Here is a 21,558-nt window from a genome sequence, read left to right on the forward strand (position 1 = left end):
ATGACCACCACCACGCCCACCGCCGGAGTCGGCGCCCAGACCACCGAGCCGGCCACCCGGGTCGGCCGGGTACGCAAGCGGCTGAACAGCCGCACCGCCACACTGGTCTCGATCGTCATCGCGCTGCTCTGGACGGTTCCCACCTTCGGCCTGTTCATCTCCTCGTTCCGGCCCGAGGACCAGATCAAGACCACCGGCTGGTGGACGTTCTTCAGCGACCCGCAGTTCACTCTGGACAACTACCAGGAGGTGCTGTTCAGCACCGGCTCCTCGGGGCAGCTGGCCAGCTACTTCATCAACTCGCTGGCGATCACCATCCCCTCGGTGCTGTTCCCGCTGGCCTTCGCGGCGCTTGCCGCATACGCGCTGGCGTGGATGAACTTCAAGGGCCGGGACCTGGTCTACATCGGAATCTTCGCGCTGCAGATCGTGCCGTTGCAGATGGCCCTGGTGCCGCTGCTGCGGTTCTTCTCCACCGGCGTCACCGTCGGCGGTTTCCAGATCCTCCCGGCGTGGGACCTGGTCGACGAGCAGAAGTTCGCACAGGTGTGGTTCGCGCACACCTGCTTCGCACTTCCGTTCGCCGTCTTCCTGCTGCACAACTTCATCTCGCAGCTCCCGGGCGACCTGATGGAGGCGGCCCGGGTCGACGGAGCCTCCCACCCGAAGATCTTCCGCACCATCGTGCTGCCGCTGATCACCCCCGCACTGGCGGCGTTCGGCATCTTCCAGTTCCTCTGGGTCTGGAACGACCTGCTGGTCGCGCTGATCTTCGCCGGTGGCGGCGACGAGACCGCCCCGCTGACGGTCCGGCTCGCCGAACTGGCCGGCACCCGGGGCAACGAGTGGCAGCGACTGACGGCCGGCGCGTTCGTGTCCATCGTCGTACCACTGATCGTGTTCCTGTCCCTCCAGCGCTTCTTCGTGCGAGGCCTGCTCGCCGGCAGCGTCAAGGGTTGACCGATCCCCCGCCGCCGGCCCTGGGCCGGCGGCGGGGGTCCCGGCACAGCGGGAGGCCAGATGACCCGGATTGACGACGTCGCCCGCCTGGCCGGGGTGTCCACGGCCACCGTCTCCCGGGCGCTGCGTGGCCTGCCGACCGTCTCGGCGGCCACCCGCCGCCGGGTCCTCGCCGCCGCCGAACAGCTCCAGTACGCGGTGTCGCCAAGCGCCAGCCGATTGGCCGGCGGCCGGACCGGCACCGTCGCGGTCGTGGTGCCCCGGATCACCCGCTGGTTCTTCGGCACCGTCGTTGAGGCGGTCGAGGAATACCTCCAGCAGACCGGCCACGACCTGCTGCTCTACAACCTCGGCGGCCGTGAGCAGACCCACCAGCGGGTGCTGCGGACGGCAAGCCTGCACAAGCGGGTGGACGCCATCATCCTGGTCGCCACCCCACTGCGCGCGGCCGACGTGCAGGCGCTGACCAAGCTGGACCTGCCCGGCGTCACGATCAGCTCCGGCACCGCGGTGCCCGGATGGCCCCGCGTACGGATCGACGACGTGGCCGCCGCCCGACTCGCCACCCGCCACCTGCTCGACCTCGGACACACCCAGATCGCGCACATCTCCGGCGACCCGGACGACGAACTGGCCTTCACCACCCACCTGGACCGTCGGCGCGGCTACCAGGAGGCGCTGCGCGACGCCGGCCTCCGGCCCGACCCGAGCCTCGACGTCGAGTCCCAGTTCACCGTCGACGGGGGCACCCGGGCCGCGGCCGAGCTGCTGTCCCGGGGCGAACCGCCGACCGCGATCTTCGCGGCCTGCGACGAGATGGCGATGGGCGCGGTCACCGCGTTGCGCGACGCCGGACTGCGGGTGCCGCAGGACGTCAGCGTGATCGGCATCGACGACCACGAGCTGGCCGGCCTGCTCGGCCTGAGCACCGTCGCCCAACCCACCGCCGAGCAGGGTCTGCTCGCCGCGCGGATCCTGCTCGACCCGCTGAGCGTACGGGCCGACACGGCGTACCCCGGGCTGGCGCCCGCCCCCCGCGGCGCCACCTCCGACGACGGAACACCGACCCCGGTGATCCTGCCCACTCGCCTGGTGGTGCGGGAGTCGACCGCACCACCCCGGGCACACTGAACGGACCCGTTCGCCACGCACCACGACAGGGAGAAAGCACTGAACACCGACGCGACGCAGCAGGCCCCGGGCACCGGCTGGTGGACCGAGGCGGTCATCTACCAGGTCTACCCGCGTTCGTTCGCCGACTCCGACGGCGACGGCATCGGCGACCTGCCGGGCATCACCGCCCGGCTCGACCACCTCAGCGAGCTGGGTGTCGACGCGGTCTGGCTGTCCCCGTTCTATCCGTCCCCGCAGGCCGACGCCGGCTACGACGTGGCCGACTACCGCGACGTCGACCCGCTGTTCGGCACCCTGGCCGACGCCGACAGGCTGATCGCCGAGGCGAAGGCCCGCGGGCTGCGGGTGATCGTCGACCTGGTGCCGAACCACACCTCCTCCGCGCACCGCTGGTTCACCGCGGCGGTGGCCGCCGCCCCGGGCAGCCCGGAACGCGACCGGTACGTCATCCGCGACGGCAGGGGTCCGGACGGCACCGAGCCGCCGAACGACTGGACGAGCGTGTTCGGCGGCCCGGCCTGGACCCGGCTGCCCGACGGGCAGTGGTACCTGCACCTGTTCGACTCCGGCCAGCCCGACCTCAACTGGGACAACCCGCAGGTGCGTGCCGAGTTCCTCGACGTGCTGCGCTTCTGGCTGGACCGGGGCGTGGACGGCTTCCGGGTCGACGTGGCGCACGGCCTGATCAAGCAGGCCGACCTGGCCGACTGGCAGGAGCCGCAGGAGATCCTCTCCGGCAGCGAGCTGGACAAGCCGCGCCCGCCGATGTGGGACCAGGACGGCGTGCACGAGATCTACCGGGAATGGCGGCGCCTGCTCGACTCGTACCCCGGGGAGCGGGTCCTGGTCGCCGAGGCGTGGGTCGAGCCGGCCGAGCGGCTGGCCCGGTACGTCCGTCCGGACGAGATGCACCAGGCGTTCAACTTCGAGTACCTGCTCGCCGCCTGGAGCGCCCCGGCCCAGTACGCGGTGATCACCCGCTCGCTGGAGGCCACCGACGCGGTAGGCGCCCCCACCACCTGGGTGCTGTCCAACCACGATGTCGTCCGGCACGCGTCCCGGCTCGGACTGGGCACCGACGGCGGCCGGGGCAACGGCATCGGCGCCGACGACCCGCAGCCCGACGCCGCGCTGGGCCTGCGCCGGGCCAGGGCGGCCAGCCTGCTCATGTTGGCGCTGCCCGGCTCGGCCTACCTCTACCAGGGTGAGGAACTGGGGCTGCCGGAGCACACCATGCTGCCCGACGAGGCCCGGCAGGACCCGACCTGGGCGCGCAGCGGGCACACCGAGCGCGGCCGGGACGGCTGCCGGGTGCCGATCCCGTGGGAGGCCGACGCCCCGTCGTACGGCTTCGGGCCGACCGACGCGAGCTGGCTGCCCCAGCCGTCGGTGTGGGCCGAGTACGCGCTGGACCGGCAGCGCGGCGTGGCCGGCTCGACGTACGAGCTGTACCGGACCGCGCTGCGACTGCGCCGCGAGCACGCCCTGGCCCGCGGGCCGCTGCGGTTCCTCTCCTCCGGCGACGAGGTGCTCACGTTCACCAACGGCGACCTCACCGTGCTGACCAACTTCGGCGCGGCCCCGGTGCCGCTGCCGGCCAACGCGCAGGTGCTGGTGGCGAGCGCCCCGCTGGACGGCGAAGCGGTCCCCACCGACGTCACCGTCTGGTTCCGCAGCTGATGCGGAGGGCTTCGCCGGGCGGGTTCACCGCCCGGCGGAGCCCTCGCCTTCCAACCGGTCCGCGCGGGCGTGCAGCAGGTCACGCACCTCGGCGATGTCCCGTGGCGAGGTGCGGGCGGCCAGCCAGTACATGATGCCGGTCGGGATGAAGAAGAGCTGGAACGCGGCCAGCCCGACCGCGTAGTTCAGCGGCGGCGGGAAGGCCGCCCGCAGCCCGGCGAACGCCACCCCGACGAGCGCGTTGCCGCCCGCCCGCCCGACGCCGTTGACCAGGTTGCCCAGGCTGTAGACCGTGCCCCGGTGCTCGGGCGGGTTGACGTCAGCGATCAACGCGAACCAGTTGGGCGAGTTCGCCGACGTCAACGCCAACGCGACCACGGCGGTGAGCAGGCTCAACCCGATCGTCGGCTCGGTCAGCACGCTGGACAGCACCGCCGCCACCACCGCGCCGGTGCCGGCGCCGTCGGGCACGTCGATGCGGAACGGCACGAAGAACAGGATCAGGTAGAACGGCAGCGCCGCGAGGACCCCCACCGCCGCGACCATGGCCCGGCCGCTCGGCGTACGCCGCTGCAGCGCGTCGCCGACCAGACCGCCGACGATGGACAGCACGCCCCCGAGCTGGAACAGGGTGGCGAAGACGCTGCCCACCACCACGGCGGTGGCCGGCGAGTAGCCCTGCGCCTCGGCCCGCTGGCTGAACAGCACCGGCAGCCAGACCAGGGAGCCGAACGCCGCCTGGGCGGTGAGCCCCTGCAGGATGAGCCAGCGGTTGGTCCGGCGGGCCAGGATGCGGGGCACGTCGGCGCGGCTGATCCGGTAGTCGTACTCGCCCCCGGCGTCGATCGCCCCGGCCAGTTCGGGTTCGCTCTGCCCGCGCCGGATGTCGTAGGTGAACAGGTACGCCACGGTGGCGGCCAGGCCCACGCCGGTCAACAGCAGGAACGGCCGCCGCCAGTCGGTCGCGCCGAGCAACCCGCCGAGCAGCGTCCCAGCCAGCGTGCCGACGCCCTGGGAAAGCCCCCAGAAGCTCATCACCAACCCGCGGCGGCGCGGCGAGATCAGGTCGGTGACCACGGAGAAGCCGACCGAGCCCACCGCGCCCAGCCCGACCGCCCCGACGAACTGGGCGGCCAGGAACGTCGCATAGTCCCCGGCGATCGCGCTGCCTCCGGTGCCGGCCGCCCAGAGCAGCGTGCCGACCATGAGCAGCGGCTTGCGGTTGGTCCGGTCGCCGACGTACGCCCAACCCACCGCCGCCACGGCGCTGACCAGGAAGCTCACGGCGGTGACCAGGCCGAGCATCCGCGTGGGCACGTCAAGGGCGGCGGAGATCGGCCCGTACAGCGGTGGCACCAGGCCGATCGCCACGTTGTCCAGCGAGGCGAGCACCACGAACACCGCGACGCTGTAGAACCGGTGGGCCGCGCCGCCACCGCGGGAGATCCTGGTGCCGCTCATGTCGGGCAGCCAATCAGGTGCGGGTCACGTCGCGAACACGGACCCGCCCGTCAGCGACAGCCGCCGATGCCCGACAACCCGGCGGTGAGGGTCGGCGACAGCCGCCCGGCGCCCGGTTCTACGCCGCTCGGTCGAGCACCTTCTCCCGGGCCCGGGCGTAGCGCTCGCGGATGGCGGGCACGGCGTCGGCCGTGTACTCCTCGGTGTCGCCGACGGACCACGCCGGTGGGGCGTCGCCGCCCAGCGCGACCCAGGCCGCCTGCCGGGCCGCGCCGTCCGCGACGTACTCCCCGGGGGGCGGCACCAGCACCGGGCGGCCGAAGACCTGCGGCGCGATCCGGCGTACCGCGGCGGAGCGGGCGCCGCCACCGACCAGGATGATCCGCTCGGCGCGGGCGCCCTGGGCGGTCAGCGCGTCCAGGCCGTCGGCCAGCCCGCAGAGCATGCCCTCGGCGGCCGCCCGCGCCAGGTGGGCGGGGGTGGCGGTGCGCAGCGTAAGGCCCGTCAGCTCGCCTGTGGCGTGTGGGCGGTCCGGCGTCCGCTCGCCCTCCAGGTAGGGCACCATGACCAGGCCGTCCGCGCCCGGCGGGGCGGACAGCGCCAGCTCGCCGAGCGTGTCGAGGTCGACGCCGAGCAGGGTCGCCGCGGCGTCGAGCACCCGGGCCGCGTTCAGCGTGCACACGAGCGGCAGGAACCGGCCGGTGGCGTCGGCGAATCCGGCCACCGCGCCGTCGGCGTCGGCGGCCGGCGTGTCGGCGACCGCGAAGACGGTGCCGGAGGTGCCGATCGAGACGATCACGTCTCCGGCGCCGGCCCCGGCGCCGAGCGCCGCCGCCGCATTGTCCCCGGTGCCGGGTCCGAGCCGCACCCCGGCGTCGTTCGAGCCGTCGCCGAGGGCGGCCGGGTCGAGGCGGCCGGCCACCTCGGCCGGCCCGAGCACGACCGGCACCCGCAGCCGCCGGCCGAAGGCCCGCTCCAGCAGATCCAGCCGGTACTCGCCGGTGCGCGGCGACCAGTAGCCGGTGCCGCTGGCGTCCCCCCGGTCGGTGCGCAACGCGTCGAGCCCGGGAGCGCCGGCCAGCCGCCAGGTGAGCCAGTCGTGCGGCAGGCAGACGGCGGCCACCCGGTCGGCGTTTGCCGGCTCGTGCCGGGCCAGCCAGCGCAGCTTCGTGACGGTGAAGCTGGCCACCGGCACCGAGCCGGTCGTCTCGGCCCAGAACCGGCGGCCGGTCTCCCCGCCGCCGGCCTCCTCGATCAGGTCCCGGGCGGCGTCGGCGGACCGGGTGTCGTTCCACAGCAGCGCCGGGCGGACCACCTCACCCGCCTCGTCCAGGCAGACCATGCCGTGCTGCTGGCCGCCGATCGAGACGGCTGCCACGTCGGCCAGGCCGCCGGCCTCGGCCACCGCCGCCCGCAGGGCGTCCCACCAGGCGTGCGGGTCCACCTCGGTGCCGGGCGGATGCGGCGCGCGGCCCTGCCGGACGAGCGCACCTGTCTGCGCGTCCCGGACCACCACCTTGCAGGACTGGGTCGACGAGTCGATCCCCGCGACGAGCGGCATGGCGACCCGCCTCAGCGCGCGCCGAGCAGGTGCTCGACGGCGAGTTGGTTGAGCCGGACGAAGCCGAAGCCCTTCGCGCCGGCGACCTCCGGGTCGAAGTCCTCGAACGCGGCCCGGTCGGCGAGCAGCTCGGCGTGGCCCTCCCCCGGGTTCAGCGTCGGGGTGGACAGCTCACCGACCCGGCTGGCGGCGAGCGCCTCGACCACCTCCGGGTCCGCGCGGAACGCCGCGGCCCGCTCCTTGAGCAGCAGGTAGGTACGCATGTTCGCCTCCGCCGAGGCCCACACGCCGCTGATGTCCTCGGTCCGGGAGGGCTTGTAGTCGAAGTGCCGCGGGCCGTCGTAGGCGGGACCGCCGTTCGGGCCGCCGTGCTCCAGCAGGTCGACGAGGGCGAACGCGTTGAGCAGGTCGCCGTGGCCGAAGACCAGGTCCTGGTCGTACTTGATGCCGCGCTGGCCGTTGAGGTCGATGTGGAACAGCTTGCCCTGCCAGAGGGCCTGGGCGATGCCGTGGACGAAGTTCAGCCCGGCCATCTGCTCGTGGCCGACCTCCGGGTTCAGCCCGACCATCTCCGGGCGGGCCAGTGTGGAGATGAAGCCGAGCGCGTGGCCGACGGTGGGCAGCAGGATGTCCCCGCGCGGCTCGTTCGGCTTGGGCTCCAGGGCGAAGCGCATGTCGTAGCCAGAGTCGACGACGTACTGGCAGAGCAGGTCGACGGCCTCGCGGTAGCGGTCCAGCGCGGCGCGGACGTCCTTGGCCACGTCGTACTCGGCGCCTTCCCGGCCGCCCCACATGACGAACGTCTTCGCGCCCATCTCGGCGGCGAGGTCGACGTTGCGGAGCACCTTGCGCAGCGCGTAGCGGCGTACGTCGCGGTCGTTGCTGGTGAAGCCGCCGTCCTTGAACACCGGGTGGTTGAACAGGTTGGTGGTGACCATCGGAACGACCAGGCCGGTCTCGTCGAGGGCCTTGCGGAACCGGCTCAGCCGGGCGTCGCGGGTGGCCGCGTCCGCACCGAACGGGACCAGGTCGTCGTCGTGGAAGGTGATCCCGTACGCGCCCCGCTCGGCGAGCCGGTGCACCGCCTCGACGGCGTCGAGCTCGGGACGGGTGGGGTCGCCGAACGGGTCACGGGCCGGCCAGCCCACCGTCCAGAGGCCGAAGGAGAACTTGTCCGCGGGGGTGGGGCGGGGTGCCATGGCAGACCTCCGGGTGGTGGTGTCGTCCGCGATTTGTTCAGCGGTTGAATTAAATGGCGACGATGTGGCAGTGTCAAGAGGTGACAAGCCCCAGCACCGCCGGAGCGGTCCGACAGGGCAGCCTGCGCGAGCTGAACCTCGCGGTGGTGCTGCGGCGGATCGCCGCCGCCCACCGGCCACCCTCCCGGGCCGGGCTCGCCGCCGACACCGGCCTGACCCGGGCCACCGTCTCCGCCGTGGTTGACGACCTGATCGCCGGTCGGCTGGTCGCCGAGGCGGAGCCGGAGCCGCGTACCGGTGCGGGGCGGCCGGCCCGGGGTCTGGTCCTCGCCACCGACGGGCCGGCCGGCCTCGGTCTGGAGGTGAACGTCGACTACCTCGCGGCCTGCGTGGTCGACCTGACCGGCGCGGTGCGGCACCACCTGGTCCGCCGCGCCGACCTGCGTCCGGTGTCCCCCGCCGACGCCCTGGCCCGGCTCGCCGCGCTGGCCGGCGAGGCGCGGGCCGCCGCCGTACGCGACGGCTTGACCCTCGCCGGTGCGGCGCTTGCCGTGCCGGGCCTGGTCGGCGACGACGGACTGGTCCGGCTCGCGCCCAACCTGGGCTGGCGGGACGTGGACGTGCCGGCGCTGCTCGCCGGGCATCCGCTGGCCGAGCCGGTGGCCGGGGTGCCGCCGCTGGTGGTCGACAACGAGGCCAACCTCGCCGCGCTCGGTGAGCTGTACGCCCGCCCCGGCGGGCCACACAGCTTCCTGCACGTCACAGGTGAGATCGGCATCGGCGCCGGGATCGTGCTGGGCGGCGCGCTGTACCGGGGCACGCGCGGCTGGAGCGGAGAGATCGGCCACTTCCCGGTGCAGCCGCAGGGGCGGCCGTGCCGCTGCGGCGGTCAGGGCTGCCTGGAGCGGTACGCCGGCCAGGAGGCGATCCTGGCCGCCGCCGGGCTGCCCGGCGCGGAACTGCCGGCGGACACCGCCGCGGCCCGCCTGGCCGACCTGGCCGAGGCCGGCGACCCGGCCGTCCGCACCGCGCTCGGCGACGCGGGCACGGCCCTCGGGGTGGCCGTGGCGGGAGTGGTGAACCTGCTGGATCTGGACACGGTGGTGCTCGGGGGCGGATACGCACCGCTCGCGCCGTGGCTGCGGCCACCGGTGCTCGCGGAGATCTCCCGGCGGGTGCTCACCGCCGCCTGGGCGCCGGTCACGGTACGCCCGGCCGTGCTCGGCGCACAGTCCGCCGCGGTCGGAGGGGCCGGTTCGGTGGTCCGCCGGATCGTCGACCGCCCGGTCGGCTGGTTGGCCCGAACCACCTGATCCTGGCGTTCCTCGATGGGCAAGCCGTGCCGGTGCTCGGTACTCTTGCCGCCAACCGGACCCATCCGCCGAGCGAGGAGTGCACCGACAGCCATGCGCACGGCTCCCCCGACCGAATCGCCCGGCCGCCGGCGGTGACCGCCGCCGCCCGAGGCGGTGTCGCCGGACCGGTCAGCGGCGGTGGACATCCCTGGAGGAAGCGACCCCGGCGGGTGGCCGGGGTCGCGTTGCCGACCGACGACCGGCTCGCGCGGGAGTTGCTGGACGGGCTCACCGAGGCGGTGCTGACCGTCGACCCGGCGGGCGTGGTGACGATGGTCAACGCGGTGGCCGCCGAACTCCTCCCCGAGGTGAGCCCCGGCATGGACCTGGCCGGCTGCCCGGTGCCCGCGCTGGCCGACGCCGCCCGCGCCGGTGCGGAGACGTTCGAGACCGCGCACCACGGGCGGCGGCTGCGCGGCCTGCGCCGCCGGCTGGCCGACGACCACGGCGCCTGGTACGTCCACGACGTCACCGAGGAACACGCCCGCAACGACGCACTGCTCGCCGAACGGTCCCGGACCGCGTTCCTCGCCCAGGCCGGCAGCCGCCTCGGCCTCTCCCTGCACCGGGACCAGACGCTGTGCACCGCCGTGACGCTGCCGGTGCCCTACCTGGCCGACGTCGCGGTGGTGGTGCACCGCCCGCCACCACCGGCCGAGGACAAGCCGCACTGGATCCGGTACGCCGCCGGGGAGCCCGGCCCGGCCACCGGCGTGGCAGGTTGGCGCACCGTCGCGTCCGTACCCGGCCTGGTCGAGGCGCTCGACGGCGACCGGAGCGAGCCCAGTCCCTGGTTGGACGCGGAGCTGGCCGACCTGGCCGAGATGCTGCCAGCCGGCTTCGGGCGGCCCGGCACCGTGTTGATCAGTCCGATGCCCGGCGCCGGCGGGCCGGCCGGTGCGCTGGTGCTGGCCCGCCGGCTCGGGCGGCCCGGCTTCGACGAACGGGAGATCGGGCTGGCCCAGGAGTTCGCCGGCCGGGTCGGGGCCGCGGTGGCCGCCGCCGACCTCTACGGCGAGCAGGCCCACCTGGCCCGGGTCCTGCAGAACAGCCTCCTACCGCCCCGGCTGCCGCAGCTTCCCGGCATGACGTTGGCCGGCGGCTACCGGGCCGCCGGGGACAGCCTGCGCATCGGCGGGGACTTCTACGACCTGTTCTCCACCCCGCACGGCGGGCTGTTCGCCCTCGGCGACGTCTGCGGCAAGGGCGTCGGCGCGGCCGTGCTGACCGGCCGGGTGCGCCAGTCGTTGCAGACCCTGCGCCTGGTCGAGCCGCGCCCCCGGGAGCTGCTGGAACTGCTCAACCGGGCGTTGCTGGACGCGCCGGACGCCGCCCGGCGGGCCCAGTTCACCACGCTCCTGCTGGGCGCGCTGCGCCGCGAGCCGGACGGCGGGCTGCGGGTGCGGGTGGCCGGCGGCGGGCACCCCGCCCCGCTCGTGGTGCGCGCCGGCGGCGGGATCGAGACGGTACGGGTCGGTGGCATGCCGGTGGGCGCGCTGCCCGGGGCGAGGTTCGTCGACACCGAGGTGCGCCTGGCCCCGGGTGACCTGCTGCTGGCCTACACCGACGGGGTGACGCAGGCCCGCGGCGGCCCCACCGAGCCGGCCATGTTCGGCGACACCCGGTTGCGGCGGGCGCTGGCCTCCGGCGCCGGCCTGCCGCCGGACGCGCTTGTCGAACGGGTGCTCCGCCTGGTCGACGAGTGGCTGGGCGGGCAGCCGCACGACGACGTTGCCATGCTGGCCGTGGCGGCGGCCTGACCTGGCCGGTCAGGCGGTGCGTGCCTGCGGGGGCAGCATCGTCCGTGCGGGCTCCCCGATGCGCTCCCCGGACGGGCGCGACACCGGCCAGCCCTCGGCCTCCGACGCCTCTGCACGCCGGCTGACCTCGTCGAACTCGCGCATGCCGCGCACCAACGCGGCCCGGCCCTCCGGGCTCATCCCGGTCAGGATCCGGTCCAGCCGGTCCCGCCGGTCGGCGCGCAGCTCGGCCAGGAGCCGCACGGCCGCCGGGGTGAGATGCAGGGAGATCTCCCGCCGGTCGGACCGGCCCGGTTCGCGTTCCAGCATCCCGGCGGCCACCAACCGGTCGCACAACCGGCTGGCGGAGGAGAGCAGCATGTCGGTGAGCGTGGCCAGTCGCCGCAGGTTGATGCCGTCATACTGCTCGACGACCATGACCGCGCGCAGCTGGGCGGCGGAGAGCCGACTGGTGGTGCGCTCCCGGGCCGCCTCCCAGACGGCCAGCAGGGTGCCCGCCGCCTCGTCGAGGGCGGCGGACATACTCACTTCGGGTCCCCGGGGAGTGCGCTCTTCGGTCATGGTGTGCCCGAGACTACCCTCCGGGCCAGCCCGGTGGCCTGTGCGAAGGAGCAACGATGAGCGGACCGGAGGGCGCCGCGCGGCGGGTTCTCACGCAGGCGCCGACGGATCTCGTCGTGGACCGGCTCGCCGCCGAGTTGGCACGGCTGTACGGGATCACCCGTACCGAGCTGTACCAGGTCGACTACCGGCTCGCCGAACTGCTGCCGCTGGGCGACGGCGACCCGATCGGTGGTCCCGGCCATCCGGCCTGGCGCGCCTTCGACCACCAGGAACCGCTGGTCGCCGGCGACGTGGGTTGGTTCCCGGTGGGCATGCGCGGTGAACGTCGGGGGGTGCTGCGGGTCGCCCCGGTGCCCGCCGACCCGGTCGCCCGGCGGGAGGTGGGTGCCATCGCCACGGCGCTCGGGCACGAGTTGAGCGCGGTCAGCGCGAGCACCGACGTCTACCTGACCGCCCGGCGCAGCCGACGGCTCACCTTGGCCGCCGAGATGCAGTGGGACCTGCTGCCCGGGCGCAGTCGGAATCATCCATCGTTCAACCTGGCCGGGCAGCTGGAACCGGCGTACGCGGTGCGCGGGGACAGTTTCGACTGGTCCGACGACGGCCACCGGCTCTGGCTGGCGGTGTTGAACGGCTTCGGCGAGGGGGTGGCCGCGGCGCTGCTCACCTCGCTGGCCACGTACGCGCTGCGCAACGCGCGCCGGGCCGGGCTCGGCCTGGCCGACCAGGCCGCCCTGGCCGACCAGGCGGTCTACGAGCAGCACCGGGGCGCCCAGCACCTGTCCGTGCTCCTGACCGAACTGGACCTGGCCACCGGAGTGCTCACCGCGGTCGACGCCGGCTCGCCGCGCCTGCTGCGACTGCGTGACGGCAGGGTCGACGAACAGGTGCTGGACAAGCAGTTCCCGCTCGGCATGTTCGAGGGCACCGACTACCAGGAGCAGCGGTTCCAGTTGGCCCCGGGGGACCGCCTGTTCGTGGTCAGCGACGGGGTGATCGACGCCGCCGCCGACCAGGTCCGCTACGGCGAGGTGGCACTGGACCGGTTCCTGCGCCGCACCGGCCCGATGGAGCCGCTGGACGCGGTCCGGTCGCTGATCGGCGATCTGCGCGCCTTCGTCGCCGGCGACCTGGTGGACGACGCGGTGGTGGTGTGCCTGGACTGGTTGGGGCCGCAGCCCTGACCCGCAGCCCTGACCCGCCGCCTCAGTACGCACCGCGGCTGTTGAGCACCGCGCCGAACGTCTTCCAGAGGATGGTCAGGTCGGCGGCCAGCGACCAGTTCTCCACATAGTAGAGATCGAGGCGGATGCCGTCCTCCCAGCTCAGGTCGGACCGACCGCTGACCTGCCAGAGGCCGGTCATGCCGGGCTTGACCAGCAGGCGTCGCGCCACGTCGCCGTCGTAGCGGGCCACCTCGGACGGCAGCGGCGGACGCGGGCCGACCAGGCTCATCTGGCCGAACAGCACGTTCACCAGTTGCGGCAGCTCGTCCAGCGACCACTTGCGCAGCAGCCGGCCGACCCGGGTCACCCGCGGGTCGTCGCGCATCTTGAACATCAGGCCGTCGGTCTCGTTGCGGGCGGCCAGCTCGGCGAGCAGTTCGTCGGCGTTGATCACCATGGTGCGGAACTTGAAGACCCCGAACTCCTCGCCGCCCTGGCCGACCCGGGTCTGGCGGAACAGCACCGGGCCGCGGCTGCCCAGCTTGATGGCGAGCGCGATCACCAGCAGCAGCGGCGACAACAGGAGCAGGGCGACGAACGAGACGAACCGGTCGACGAAGCCCTTGACCAGCTTGCGTCCACCGCGGAACTCGGGCGCCTCGACGTGGATCAGCGGCAGGCCGGCGACCGGGCGGGTGTGGATGCGGGGGCCGGCCACGTCGGTCAACGCCGGGGCCACCACCAGGTCGACCCCGGTGCCCTCCAACTGCCAGCCCAGGCGGCGCAGCCGGGTGGCGGTCAACTCCCCGGAGGCGGTGACCGCGACGGTGTCCGCGCCGATGGCGGTGGCCGCCTCCGGGATGCCCCGGAAGGACCCCACCACCGGCACGTCGCCGAGCCGCTGGGGCACCGGGGCGAGCAACGCGTCCGGGATGCACGCGCCGACCACCTGGTAGCCGGCGTACGGTTCGCGGCGCAGCGTGTGCACCAGTTCCAGCACGTGCGCGGTGTCGCCGACCACGAGCACCTTGCGGGACCAGCCCGCGCCGCGGTCGCGGGCCCGGTGCAGCCGCTTGCGGGCGGCGAACCGGGCCACTTCCAACCCGACCGTGCCGACGGCGAACGAGATGGCCAGGAAGCCCCGGGAGACCCCGACGTCGGCGATGTACCCGGCGATGGCGATGCCGCCGGCCAGCCGCATGCTCGCCGCGCTGACCCGGCGGTACTCGTCCGCGCCGTAGCCGAGCACCCGGTCGTCGTAGCACCGCATCGCCTTGAGCGAGACGAGCCAGGCCAGCAGCAGTGCCGGGGCGACCACCACGTAGGGGATCTTCGACCCGGTGGGCTGCTCGTCACCGAAGCGGGCCAGGTAGCCGACCAGGATGGCCACGGCCAGCACGGCGGTGTCGAGCACCACCAGGACCCGGATGTAGGCACGCTCGGCGGCGTGTGTCGTTCCGCCGGAACGCTCGCCGCCGGGCCGTGGCGCCCTGGCAGGGGTCAACAGCGTCGCCGAGGTCACCGGCCCTCCCACTTCCCTCGCAGCCGCCCCCGTGCCGGCTCCGACAGGGAGCGGCCGAGGTACCCGGTCATCATGCCCTAACAGTTATGGCTACCGATTGAATCAGACACATTACTGTCAGTTGCCGTCCCGGCTGTCGGGCCGGCACGCCTTCCGCCGCAACGCGTTTCCGGTACGGCGGAAGGCTATCGTTGAGCGCCGGGTCAGCGGGGGGCGGGCGGGCGAAGCGCGATCGCCCGGAGGAAGATCTCGCCGATCTTGCTGGGGTCGGTGGTGACGAACGCGCCGCCGCCGGTCACCTTCGTGATCGACTCCAGCTCGGCCCGGTTCACCTCCGTGCCGATGCCGATGATGATCACCTGCACCGGCTGCTCGTCGTCCTTGAGCTTGTTGAGCTGGTCCAGCAACTGCTTCTGCGAGATGCCGCTGGCGTCCTCGTTCTTGCCGTCGGTGAACAGCACGATCGAGTTGACCTTGCCGGGCTCCCAGTCCTGCTGCACCTTCTTGTACGCCGCGAGCATCGTGTCGTACAGGCCGGTGTCACCGCTTGACGGCCTGATCGAGGCGAGGCCGCGCTGCAGCGCGCCGCGGTTGCTCGACAACGGCCTTATTCCGACCAGCTCGCTCCAGTCCTGCGAACCCTCCAGGTTCGTGGAGAAGGTCCACAGGCCGATCGACCAGGAGTCGTCGAACAGCCCCAGGCCCTGCCCGGCGGCGGCCACGGTGACCTGCTCGCGGCTGGCGCCGTTGGCGGTCGCGACCGGCTTCTTCATCGACCCGGAGACGTCGATGACGCAGAGCATCCGACCCGACTGCGTGGCCACCGACCACGAGGTGGTCGCGGTCGAGATGGCGGCCGGGTCCAGGCCGGCGGCGCCACCCTGCACCGAGGGCGGCACCTGCCTCGCGCCGCCCTTCGCCGGGCTCGGCGCGCCCGCGGGCGCCTGGAAACCGCGCCCCCAGTTGCCGTCCGAGGCGCGCAGCGACTGCCCCGCGAGGCGGTCCTTGAAGCTCTCCGTACGCAGCACCTCGAAGAGCACCCGGGCGGCGGCGGCCTTGTTCGGCTCGATGCCGGGCAGCACCGCGAACGGGTAGTCCAGCGGGATCGGCGGCCGCTCCAGGTAGAGCGCGGCCAGCTTGATCGGCGGCTGCGTGTTGTTGTAGGCGATCACGTCCTCCTCGGACAGCGCCGCCGCGCCGAGGGCGTTGGCGATCGCCGTCGGGTCCGACGAGCGCGGGAACCGGGCGAGGAGGTCCTGCCGCAGCGACGATCGGTTGGTGGCCAGCGCCCGCAGCGCCGCGACCATCGCCTCCTGCGCCTTGGGCGAGCCGGGCGCGCCTGTGGAGTTGGCCGCCGCCGTCAGCGACAGCAGGCCGGACAGGCCGGCCGCGTCCTGGGTGGGCTCGACGATGCCGGTCCGCAGGGGCTTGCTGGCGGTGACCTGAGCGAGCAGGTCCGACCAGTGGAGCTTCTTGTCCGGCCACCCCAGGCGCCTGGCCACCGGTTCGGGCAGGGCGACCACCACCGGGCTGCGGGCGATCGACGCGCCGTTGGTGGTCGCGAACGCACTGGCTCCACCGCTTCTGAGCCGCACCAGCCAGGTCGACGAGTCCGGCACCCAGACGTCGGGGGTGACCACGGTGCCGCTTGCTTGTCCGACGCCGGCGAGCGTGGCGCCGTGCTTGCTCGCCACCGCCGCGGCGACCTCGACCGGCTCGGACGAGGTGACGTTCACGGCGATGCAGGTGCCGCCCACCGCCGCGCCGTCGGAGACCCACGTGTCGGCGGCGCCGCGCACCGCCGGGGCGATCTCGGGCGCGGTCGCCACGGACAGCTCGATGCGGCCGGAGCAGTTCGGGCCGGCCAGCTGCTGGTAACCGAACCAGGAGCCGACGACGACGGCGACGAGGGCGACCGCCACGGCGGCGGCGCCTGCTCCTCGCAGGTGGGAGGTCATGCGATGGCGGCCAGACACGGGACCATCCTGCGTACGTCGGAGGGGCAACTGCCACAACCGTTCGGACGAAAGTTACCCCTCAGAAACATGCGTTGGCCCAGATGGCACGGTGAGTTACCGGTCAGTAATCAAGGGGTGACGGGAATCCGAAAAGGACCACCTCCGCGTCACCGGACGGTCACGCCAACACACACGTCGGACTCGCCACCGCAACCGGCTCGCCCACCGGCTCGGGTACCCCGGTCCCCGGGTCCACCCGCAGGATCCGGATCAGGTCGGCCCGCTCGTCGGCCACGTAGAGATGCTCGCCGGTCAGCGCGAAGTGCCGCGGCCACCCGCCACCGGTGTCGACCTCGGCCACCAGCTCCGGCCTCACGCCGTCCAGCGCGAAGACCGCCACCGTGCCGACCCCGCGGTTGCCGACGTACAGGAAACGCCCACCCGGCCCCACCGCCACCTCGGACGGCTGCACGTGCCCGGCCCGGCCGCTCGCGTCCACCCGGACCCGCTCGTGCAGCCCTTCCGGCGTCAGGTCGTACCCGGCGACCGTGGCGTCCAGCTCGCCCACCAGCCAACACCGCCGCCCGTCGGGGTGGCGGGCCAGGTGCCGCGGGCCGCTCCCCGCCGGGGTCCGCAGCCGCGGCGGCCGGGGTGCGAGCTGTCCCGAGACGGCGTCGAGATCGTACCGGTAGACCGAGTCGGTACCCAGGTCGACCACGAGCAACGGGCCACCTGCCGGGTCGGGCGACACCATGTGGCAGTGCGCCCCCTCCTGCCGCTCGGGGTCGACACCGCGCCCCTCGTGCCGGACCAGGTCGGTGCGCTCCCCCGGCACGCCGTCGGCGTCCAGCGGGAACACCGCCACGCTGCCGCCGCCGTAGTTCGCGGCGAACAGGTGCCGGCCGTCCGGCGCCACCGCGACGTGACACGGCTCCGCCCCGCCCGTCGGGCGTACGCCCAGCGCGGTGAGGGACCCGTCCGGCGCGGCGCGGAACGCGCTCACCAGCCCGTCGGGCAGCTCGTTGGCGGCGTACAGCACCGGCAGGCCCGGGTGGCGGACCAGAAACGACGGCGACGGGGTGACCGCCACGGTGCCCAACGGGGTCAGCGCCCCGGTCCCCCGGTCCCGCCGGGCCGCCACGATGCCCTCGGCCCGTCCGCCCGTCTCCGCCGTGTATCCACCGATGTGGAGGATCTCGTCCCGCACCGTCACCGTGCCCACCTTCCGTCGGTCCTGCCCGCGCTCCCACCACAGGCTTCCCGCCCGGACGCCCGGTCACTCCCGGGACGCCCGAACGGATCGGCGACAGGCGCGGTCAACCCACCGGCACCGGCTCGCCGCGCTGCCGCGCCACGTGCTCGACCAACTCGATCAGCACCAGCTTGCCGGACTGCCGGTCCCGGGCGTCGCAGAGCACGAGCGGAACCTCGGGGTCCAGGTCCAGGGCATCGCGGACCGCCTCCAGCCCGAACCGCCGGGAACCCTCGAAGCAGTTCACCCCCACCACGAACGGGATGCCCCGCTGCTCGAAGTAGTCGATCGAGGGAAAGCAGTCGGCCAGCCGTCGGGTGTCGGCCAGCACCACCGCGCCGAGCGCGCCGAAGGCCAGCTCGTCCCAGAGGAACCAGAAACGGTCCTGCCCCGGCGTCCCGAACAGATAGACCTGCAGGTCGTCGTTGATGGTGATCCGGCCGAAGTCCATCGCCACCGTGGTGGTGGACTTCTGCTCCACCCCGGAGACGTCGTCGGTGTCGAGGCCGGCCCCGGTCAGCACCTCTTCGGTCTGCAACGGCCGGACCTCACTCAACGCGCTGACGAGCGTCGTCTTGCCGGCGCCGAAACCGCCCGCGATGAGGATCTTCAGGGCCAGTGGCACCCGCTGTGCCCCCGCCTCCCGGTCAGAGCGCACGGAGTCCATTGACCACCGCCTTGAGGATCGTGTCGTCGGGCAGGTACGCGGTGGTCGGCGGCCGGTGCACCGCGACGAACCCGTGGGCCAGGAGGTCACCGAGCAGCACCCGGACCACACCGACGGCAAGGTCGAGGTCGGCGGCGAGGTCGGCCACCGCCTTCGGGCGCCGGGCCAGCTCGATCAGACGCCTGTGCTCCGGCTGCAGACCGGGCGTGCCGGCCGGCACGGCCCGCCCGGTGGCGAGCACGAACGCCAACAGGTCGAAGCCTTCGACCGGCGGGCGCACCCGACCGCCGGTCACCGTGTAGGGGCGTACCACCGGGCCGGCGTCCACGTCCAGCCACTCGTGCTGCGGCCCCGGCGACTCAGCCCGCATCGGTCAACTCCCCCACGGCGCGGGTGGGCGCGGTCAGATTCTCCCCGACCCGGATCACCAGCATCGCCATCTCGTACGCCACCAGGCCGATGTCGGCGTCCGCGTCACTGGCGACCGCCAGGCAGGCCCCCTGACCGGCGGCGGTGACGAAGAGGTACGCCGACTCCATCTCCACCACGGTCTGCCGGACCGCGCCGCCGCCCAGGTGCCGGGTGGCCCCCTTCGCCAGACCGGAGAAGCCGGAGGCCAGCGCGCACAGATGCTCCGCGTCGCTGCGGCCCTGGTTGCTGGAGGCGCCGAGCAGAAGCCCGTCCGCCGAGAGCACCACCGCCTGACGCGCGGACGGCACCCGCTCCACCAGGTCGTCGAGCAGCCAGTCGAGGTCGGCGTTCTGCCGCGTCGTGTGCACCACTAGGCGTCCCTCTCTGTCGCGGTTGGTTGGTCCGGCTCCGGCACGGGCTCCCGGTCCGGGGATCGCCGGGTGGCCGGCGTACCGGATGCCGGGGTTCGGGTGGCCGGCGTACCGGATGCCGGGGTTCGGGTGGCCGGGGTTTCGGTGGCCGGGGTTTCGGTGGCCGGGTCGCCCGGCTCGGCGTCGCGGCCGGCGCGGGAGCCGTCCCGACGCCCACGCGCGGTGCCGGCCTGCAACGCCGACATGGCCCGGCGCGCCTCCTCGGGCGTGCGGTGGGCCGGGGTGTCGGTCACCGCGGCGCGGGTCCGGGTCGACGCGCCCCGCCGTCGGATCCGGCGGGGCAGGCCGTCGCCGTCCGCCGGTGGCTCGACGGTCGAGGCCCGGGCCGCCTGCAGCGGCACCACGGTGCTGTCCGGCCGGTCCCGGACCGCCCGGACCGGCCGTCCGCGCGGCACAGTGGTCAGCCGGGTGACCTTGGCCAGTCGCCGCTGCTCCGGCCCGCCACCGGCGGCGTCCGGGCCGACCGGGGGTTCGTCGGTGATCAGCTCCGCCGGGACGAACACGACGGCTACCGTCCCCGCCGGGTGGGCCGGGCGCAACTCCACCCGCACGCCGTGCCGGGCGGCCAGCCGCGCGACCACGAACAGCCCGAGCCGGGCGCTTTCGGTCGGGTCGAACTCCGGCGGTTCGGCCAACCTGCGGTTCGCGGCGGCCAGCTTCGACGCCGACATGCCCAGCCCCCGGTCGGTGATCTCGATGGCGTACCCGCCCGGGAGGGTGCGGCCGGTGACGTCCACGCGGGTGCCCGGCGGGGAGAACGCGGTGGCGTTCTCGATCAGCTCGGCGAGCAGGTGGATCACGTCGCCCACGGCCCGGCCGAGCAGCCCGACCGGCGCCATCTCGCCCACGTCGACCCGGTCGTACGCCTCGACCTCGGAAATCGCCCCGCGCATCACGTCGACGGCGGCGACGGGCCGCCGCCAGCCCCGTCCCGGTGCGGCGCCGGCCAGGATGACCAGGTCCTCGGCGTGCCGCCGGAGGCGGGTCGCCAGGTGGTCGACCTGGAACAGCCCGGCCAACTCGTCCGGGTCCCCGGTACGCCGTTCCAGCCGGTCCAGCAGCGCCAACTGCCGGTGCACGAGGCCCTGGCTGCGCCGGGCGAGATTGAGGATGACCTCGTTGAACCCCCGCCGCAGGGTCACCTCGTCGGCGGCGGCCCGCACGGCGGTGCGCCGCACCTCGTTGAAGGCGCGCGCCACCTGACCGATCTCGTCGCCGCCGTGGTCCAGTTCGGGGGCCTCCCGGTCGACGTCGACCTCCTCCCCCCGGCGCAGCCGGGCCACCACGTCGGGCAGCCGGTGCTCGGCGACCTCGGTCGCGGCGGTGCGCACCCCGGTCAGGCGCCGGGCCAGCGACCGGCCCACCCGCAGCGCGACCAGCACGCAGACCACGACGGCGAGCAGACCCAGCACCCCGGCGACAGCGAGTTGGACCAGGATGCGGGTGGCCAGCGGCACCGAGCGCTCGGCCAGGGCGTCCACGCCACGCAGCTCGAAGTCGCGTAGGCGCTGGGACACCTGCGTGTGGCTGCTCTCCCAGGCCCGCACGTCGAACCCGGCCGGCAGCCGGGGCGAGCGGATCAGCGTGTCCTGGAGGGCGCGCAGCGTGACGAAGTCGGCGTCCTCGCTCAGCCGCTGGTAGGCGCTCCGCTCCGTGTCCGGCAGGTCGGCGACCGCCGTCTCGGCCAGGAAGCGCTGGTTCTCGACCGTCCGCACCAGCTGTTCGTGCTCGCCGTCGGCGTACCGGCCGGCAGTGACCGCGCCGGCCAGCAGCGCGTCTGCTTGGCCGAGCAGTTCGCGGGAACGGCCGAGCGCGGTGAGCGCGGTGCTCTGGCGGTTGAGTTGCGGATCGGGCAGCCCGGCCATGGCGGAGAACGCCTGGAAGACCGAATTGATCATTCCACTGTAGAGACCGACGGCCCCGGCCCGGTCCACCGTCCGACCGTCGATGAAGGACCGACCCGCGGGCAGCGCCTCCAGCGCCGAGAGCAACTGGTCCAACCGGGTGTCGAGGTGCTCGTCGGCCACGTCGCGCAGGTCGTCGCCGTCGACGCTGCGGCGCAGCGCGGCGACCGCGGCGTCGGTGCGGGTGCGCTGCTCGGCCACCGCCGGCAGGGTGCGGTTCCCGGCGAGCTGGATCACCGCGAGCCGCCGTTCCCGTTGCAACTCCGCGACCACGCGCTCCCCCGGGCGACCCAGGTCGTAGAGGAGGGTGCGGGCGGAGAGCAGGTCGAGGGCGGGGCCGAAGGCGAGCGTGGTGGCGAAGATCCACAACGACAGGAGCCCGGCCACCGGGCCGATGACCAGCGCGGTGAGCTTGGCGCGGATCGGCCAGTCACGGGTGTTCAATCAAACCTCGCCCGGGAAGGTGTCGCTCGGTGGCGCCGGCAGCGGCCGGCCTTCGCCCGCCACGACGCCGGGCCCGGCCCGGACGCCTTCGGCAGAATACGTAATCCGCGACGGTTGCACTACCGGCCG

17 protein-coding genes are annotated in these 21,558 nt (G+C 73.9%); 6 read left to right on the forward strand and 11 right to left on the reverse strand.

Translation table 11 applies throughout. The annotated features are described in order from the left end of the window. The 3 genes from ACLQ2X_RS04475 to ACLQ2X_RS04485 are packed head-to-tail and all read left to right on the forward strand — an operon-like array spanning window position 1 to window position 3,774. Window positions 1-960 carry a carbohydrate ABC transporter permease gene (locus ACLQ2X_RS04475; RefSeq protein WP_425679648.1) on the forward strand — a complete coding sequence of 320 codons (960 nt, stop codon included), beginning with the start codon at window positions 1-3 and terminating at the stop codon, window positions 958-960. Between the two features lie 60 nt (window positions 961-1,020). Then, the gene (locus tag ACLQ2X_RS04480) at window positions 1,021-2,091 is read left to right on the forward strand and encodes a LacI family DNA-binding transcriptional regulator (RefSeq protein WP_425679649.1); all 1,071 of its coding nucleotides are present in this window, start codon (window positions 1,021-1,023) and stop codon (window positions 2,089-2,091) included. Between the two features lie 39 nt (window positions 2,092-2,130). Further along, window positions 2,131-3,774, forward strand: coding sequence for an alpha-amylase family glycosyl hydrolase (locus ACLQ2X_RS04485; RefSeq protein WP_425680005.1), 1,644 nt, complete (start codon window positions 2,131-2,133; stop codon window positions 3,772-3,774). A 24-nt stretch (window positions 3,775-3,798) separates the two neighbouring features. Here ACLQ2X_RS04485 and ACLQ2X_RS04490 read toward each other — a convergent pair whose 3' ends face one another. From ACLQ2X_RS04490 to xylA, 3 genes are all read right to left on the reverse strand, one after another. Continuing rightward, the gene (locus ACLQ2X_RS04490; protein ID WP_425679650.1) at window positions 3,799-5,235 is read right to left on the reverse strand and encodes an MFS transporter; all 1,437 of its coding nucleotides are present in this window, start codon (window positions 5,233-5,235) and stop codon (window positions 3,799-3,801) included. Between the two features lie 118 nt (window positions 5,236-5,353). Next, complete coding sequence (gene xylB / locus ACLQ2X_RS04495) at window positions 5,354-6,796, reverse strand: xylulokinase (protein WP_425679651.1); 1,443 nt, start codon at window positions 6,794-6,796, stop codon at window positions 5,354-5,356. 11 nt (window positions 6,797-6,807) lie between these two features. Beyond that, window positions 6,808-7,995, reverse strand: a complete 1,188-nt coding sequence (gene xylA / locus ACLQ2X_RS04500) for a xylose isomerase (RefSeq protein ID WP_425679652.1) — start codon at window positions 7,993-7,995, stop codon at window positions 6,808-6,810. A 53-nt stretch (window positions 7,996-8,048) separates the two neighbouring features. Here xylA and ACLQ2X_RS04505 point away from each other — a divergent pair, with 53 nt between their 5' ends. Together ACLQ2X_RS04505 and ACLQ2X_RS04510 are read left to right on the forward strand one after the other, a co-directional pair. Next, a complete protein-coding gene (locus ACLQ2X_RS04505) occupies window positions 8,049-9,308 on the forward strand; it encodes an ROK family protein (protein WP_425679653.1) in 1,260 nt (419 codons plus the stop codon). Between the two features lie 32 nt (window positions 9,309-9,340). Then, on the forward strand, window positions 9,341-11,110 hold the full coding sequence (locus ACLQ2X_RS04510; RefSeq protein ID WP_425679654.1) for a SpoIIE family protein phosphatase: 1,770 nt from the start codon (window positions 9,341-9,343) through the stop codon (window positions 11,108-11,110). A gap of 9 nt (window positions 11,111-11,119) precedes the next feature. Here the strand turns inward: ACLQ2X_RS04510 and ACLQ2X_RS04515 are convergent, their stop codons facing one another. Then, the gene (locus ACLQ2X_RS04515; protein WP_425680006.1) at window positions 11,120-11,632 is read right to left on the reverse strand and encodes a MarR family winged helix-turn-helix transcriptional regulator; all 513 of its coding nucleotides are present in this window, start codon (window positions 11,630-11,632) and stop codon (window positions 11,120-11,122) included. A 95-nt stretch (window positions 11,633-11,727) separates the two neighbouring features. Between ACLQ2X_RS04515 and ACLQ2X_RS04520 the strand changes: the two genes are divergently transcribed. Next, window positions 11,728-12,858 carry a PP2C family protein-serine/threonine phosphatase gene (locus ACLQ2X_RS04520; RefSeq protein WP_425679655.1) on the forward strand — a complete coding sequence of 377 codons (1,131 nt, stop codon included), beginning with the start codon at window positions 11,728-11,730 and terminating at the stop codon, window positions 12,856-12,858. Between the two features lie 22 nt (window positions 12,859-12,880). Here ACLQ2X_RS04520 and ACLQ2X_RS04525 read toward each other — a convergent pair whose 3' ends face one another. The 7 genes from ACLQ2X_RS04525 to ACLQ2X_RS04555 all read right to left on the reverse strand — a co-directional run bounded on the left by ACLQ2X_RS04525 (window position 12,881) and on the right by ACLQ2X_RS04555 (window position 21,429). Then, window positions 12,881-14,362 (reverse strand): sugar transferase, encoded by a 1,482-nt coding sequence (locus ACLQ2X_RS04525; RefSeq protein ID WP_425679656.1) that lies wholly within the window; start codon window positions 14,360-14,362, stop codon window positions 12,881-12,883. Window positions 14,363-14,565: 203 nt separating this feature from the next. Further along, window positions 14,566-16,320: a VWA domain-containing protein gene (locus ACLQ2X_RS04530; protein WP_425680007.1), complete on the reverse strand. Its 1,755-nt coding sequence runs from the start codon at window positions 16,318-16,320 to the stop codon at window positions 14,566-14,568. 178 nt (window positions 16,321-16,498) lie between these two features. Next, window positions 16,499-17,542, reverse strand: coding sequence for a lactonase family protein (locus tag ACLQ2X_RS04535; protein ID WP_425679657.1), 1,044 nt, complete (start codon window positions 17,540-17,542; stop codon window positions 16,499-16,501). Window positions 17,543-17,636: 94 nt separating this feature from the next. Next, the gene (locus tag ACLQ2X_RS04540) at window positions 17,637-18,239 is read right to left on the reverse strand and encodes a GTP-binding protein (protein WP_425679658.1); all 603 of its coding nucleotides are present in this window, start codon (window positions 18,237-18,239) and stop codon (window positions 17,637-17,639) included. Then, window positions 18,220-18,609 carry a DUF742 domain-containing protein gene (locus ACLQ2X_RS04545; RefSeq protein ID WP_425679659.1) on the reverse strand — a complete coding sequence of 130 codons (390 nt, stop codon included), beginning with the start codon at window positions 18,607-18,609 and terminating at the stop codon, window positions 18,220-18,222. The genes ACLQ2X_RS04540 and ACLQ2X_RS04545 overlap by 20 nt, the downstream gene beginning before the upstream one ends. Beyond that, window positions 18,599-19,021: a roadblock/LC7 domain-containing protein gene (locus tag ACLQ2X_RS04550; protein ID WP_425679660.1), complete on the reverse strand. Its 423-nt coding sequence runs from the start codon at window positions 19,019-19,021 to the stop codon at window positions 18,599-18,601. The genes ACLQ2X_RS04545 and ACLQ2X_RS04550 overlap by 11 nt, the downstream gene beginning before the upstream one ends. Beyond that, window positions 19,021-21,429 carry a nitrate- and nitrite sensing domain-containing protein gene (locus ACLQ2X_RS04555; RefSeq protein WP_425679661.1) on the reverse strand — a complete coding sequence of 803 codons (2,409 nt, stop codon included), beginning with the start codon at window positions 21,427-21,429 and terminating at the stop codon, window positions 19,021-19,023. The genes ACLQ2X_RS04550 and ACLQ2X_RS04555 overlap by 1 nt, the downstream gene beginning before the upstream one ends. Window positions 21,430-21,558: the final 129 nt, after the last annotated feature.

It is taken from the genome of Micromonospora sp. DT31 (genome assembly GCF_049841795.1).
In the GTDB taxonomy this organism is placed as follows: domain Bacteria; phylum Actinomycetota; class Actinomycetes; order Mycobacteriales; family Micromonosporaceae; genus Micromonospora.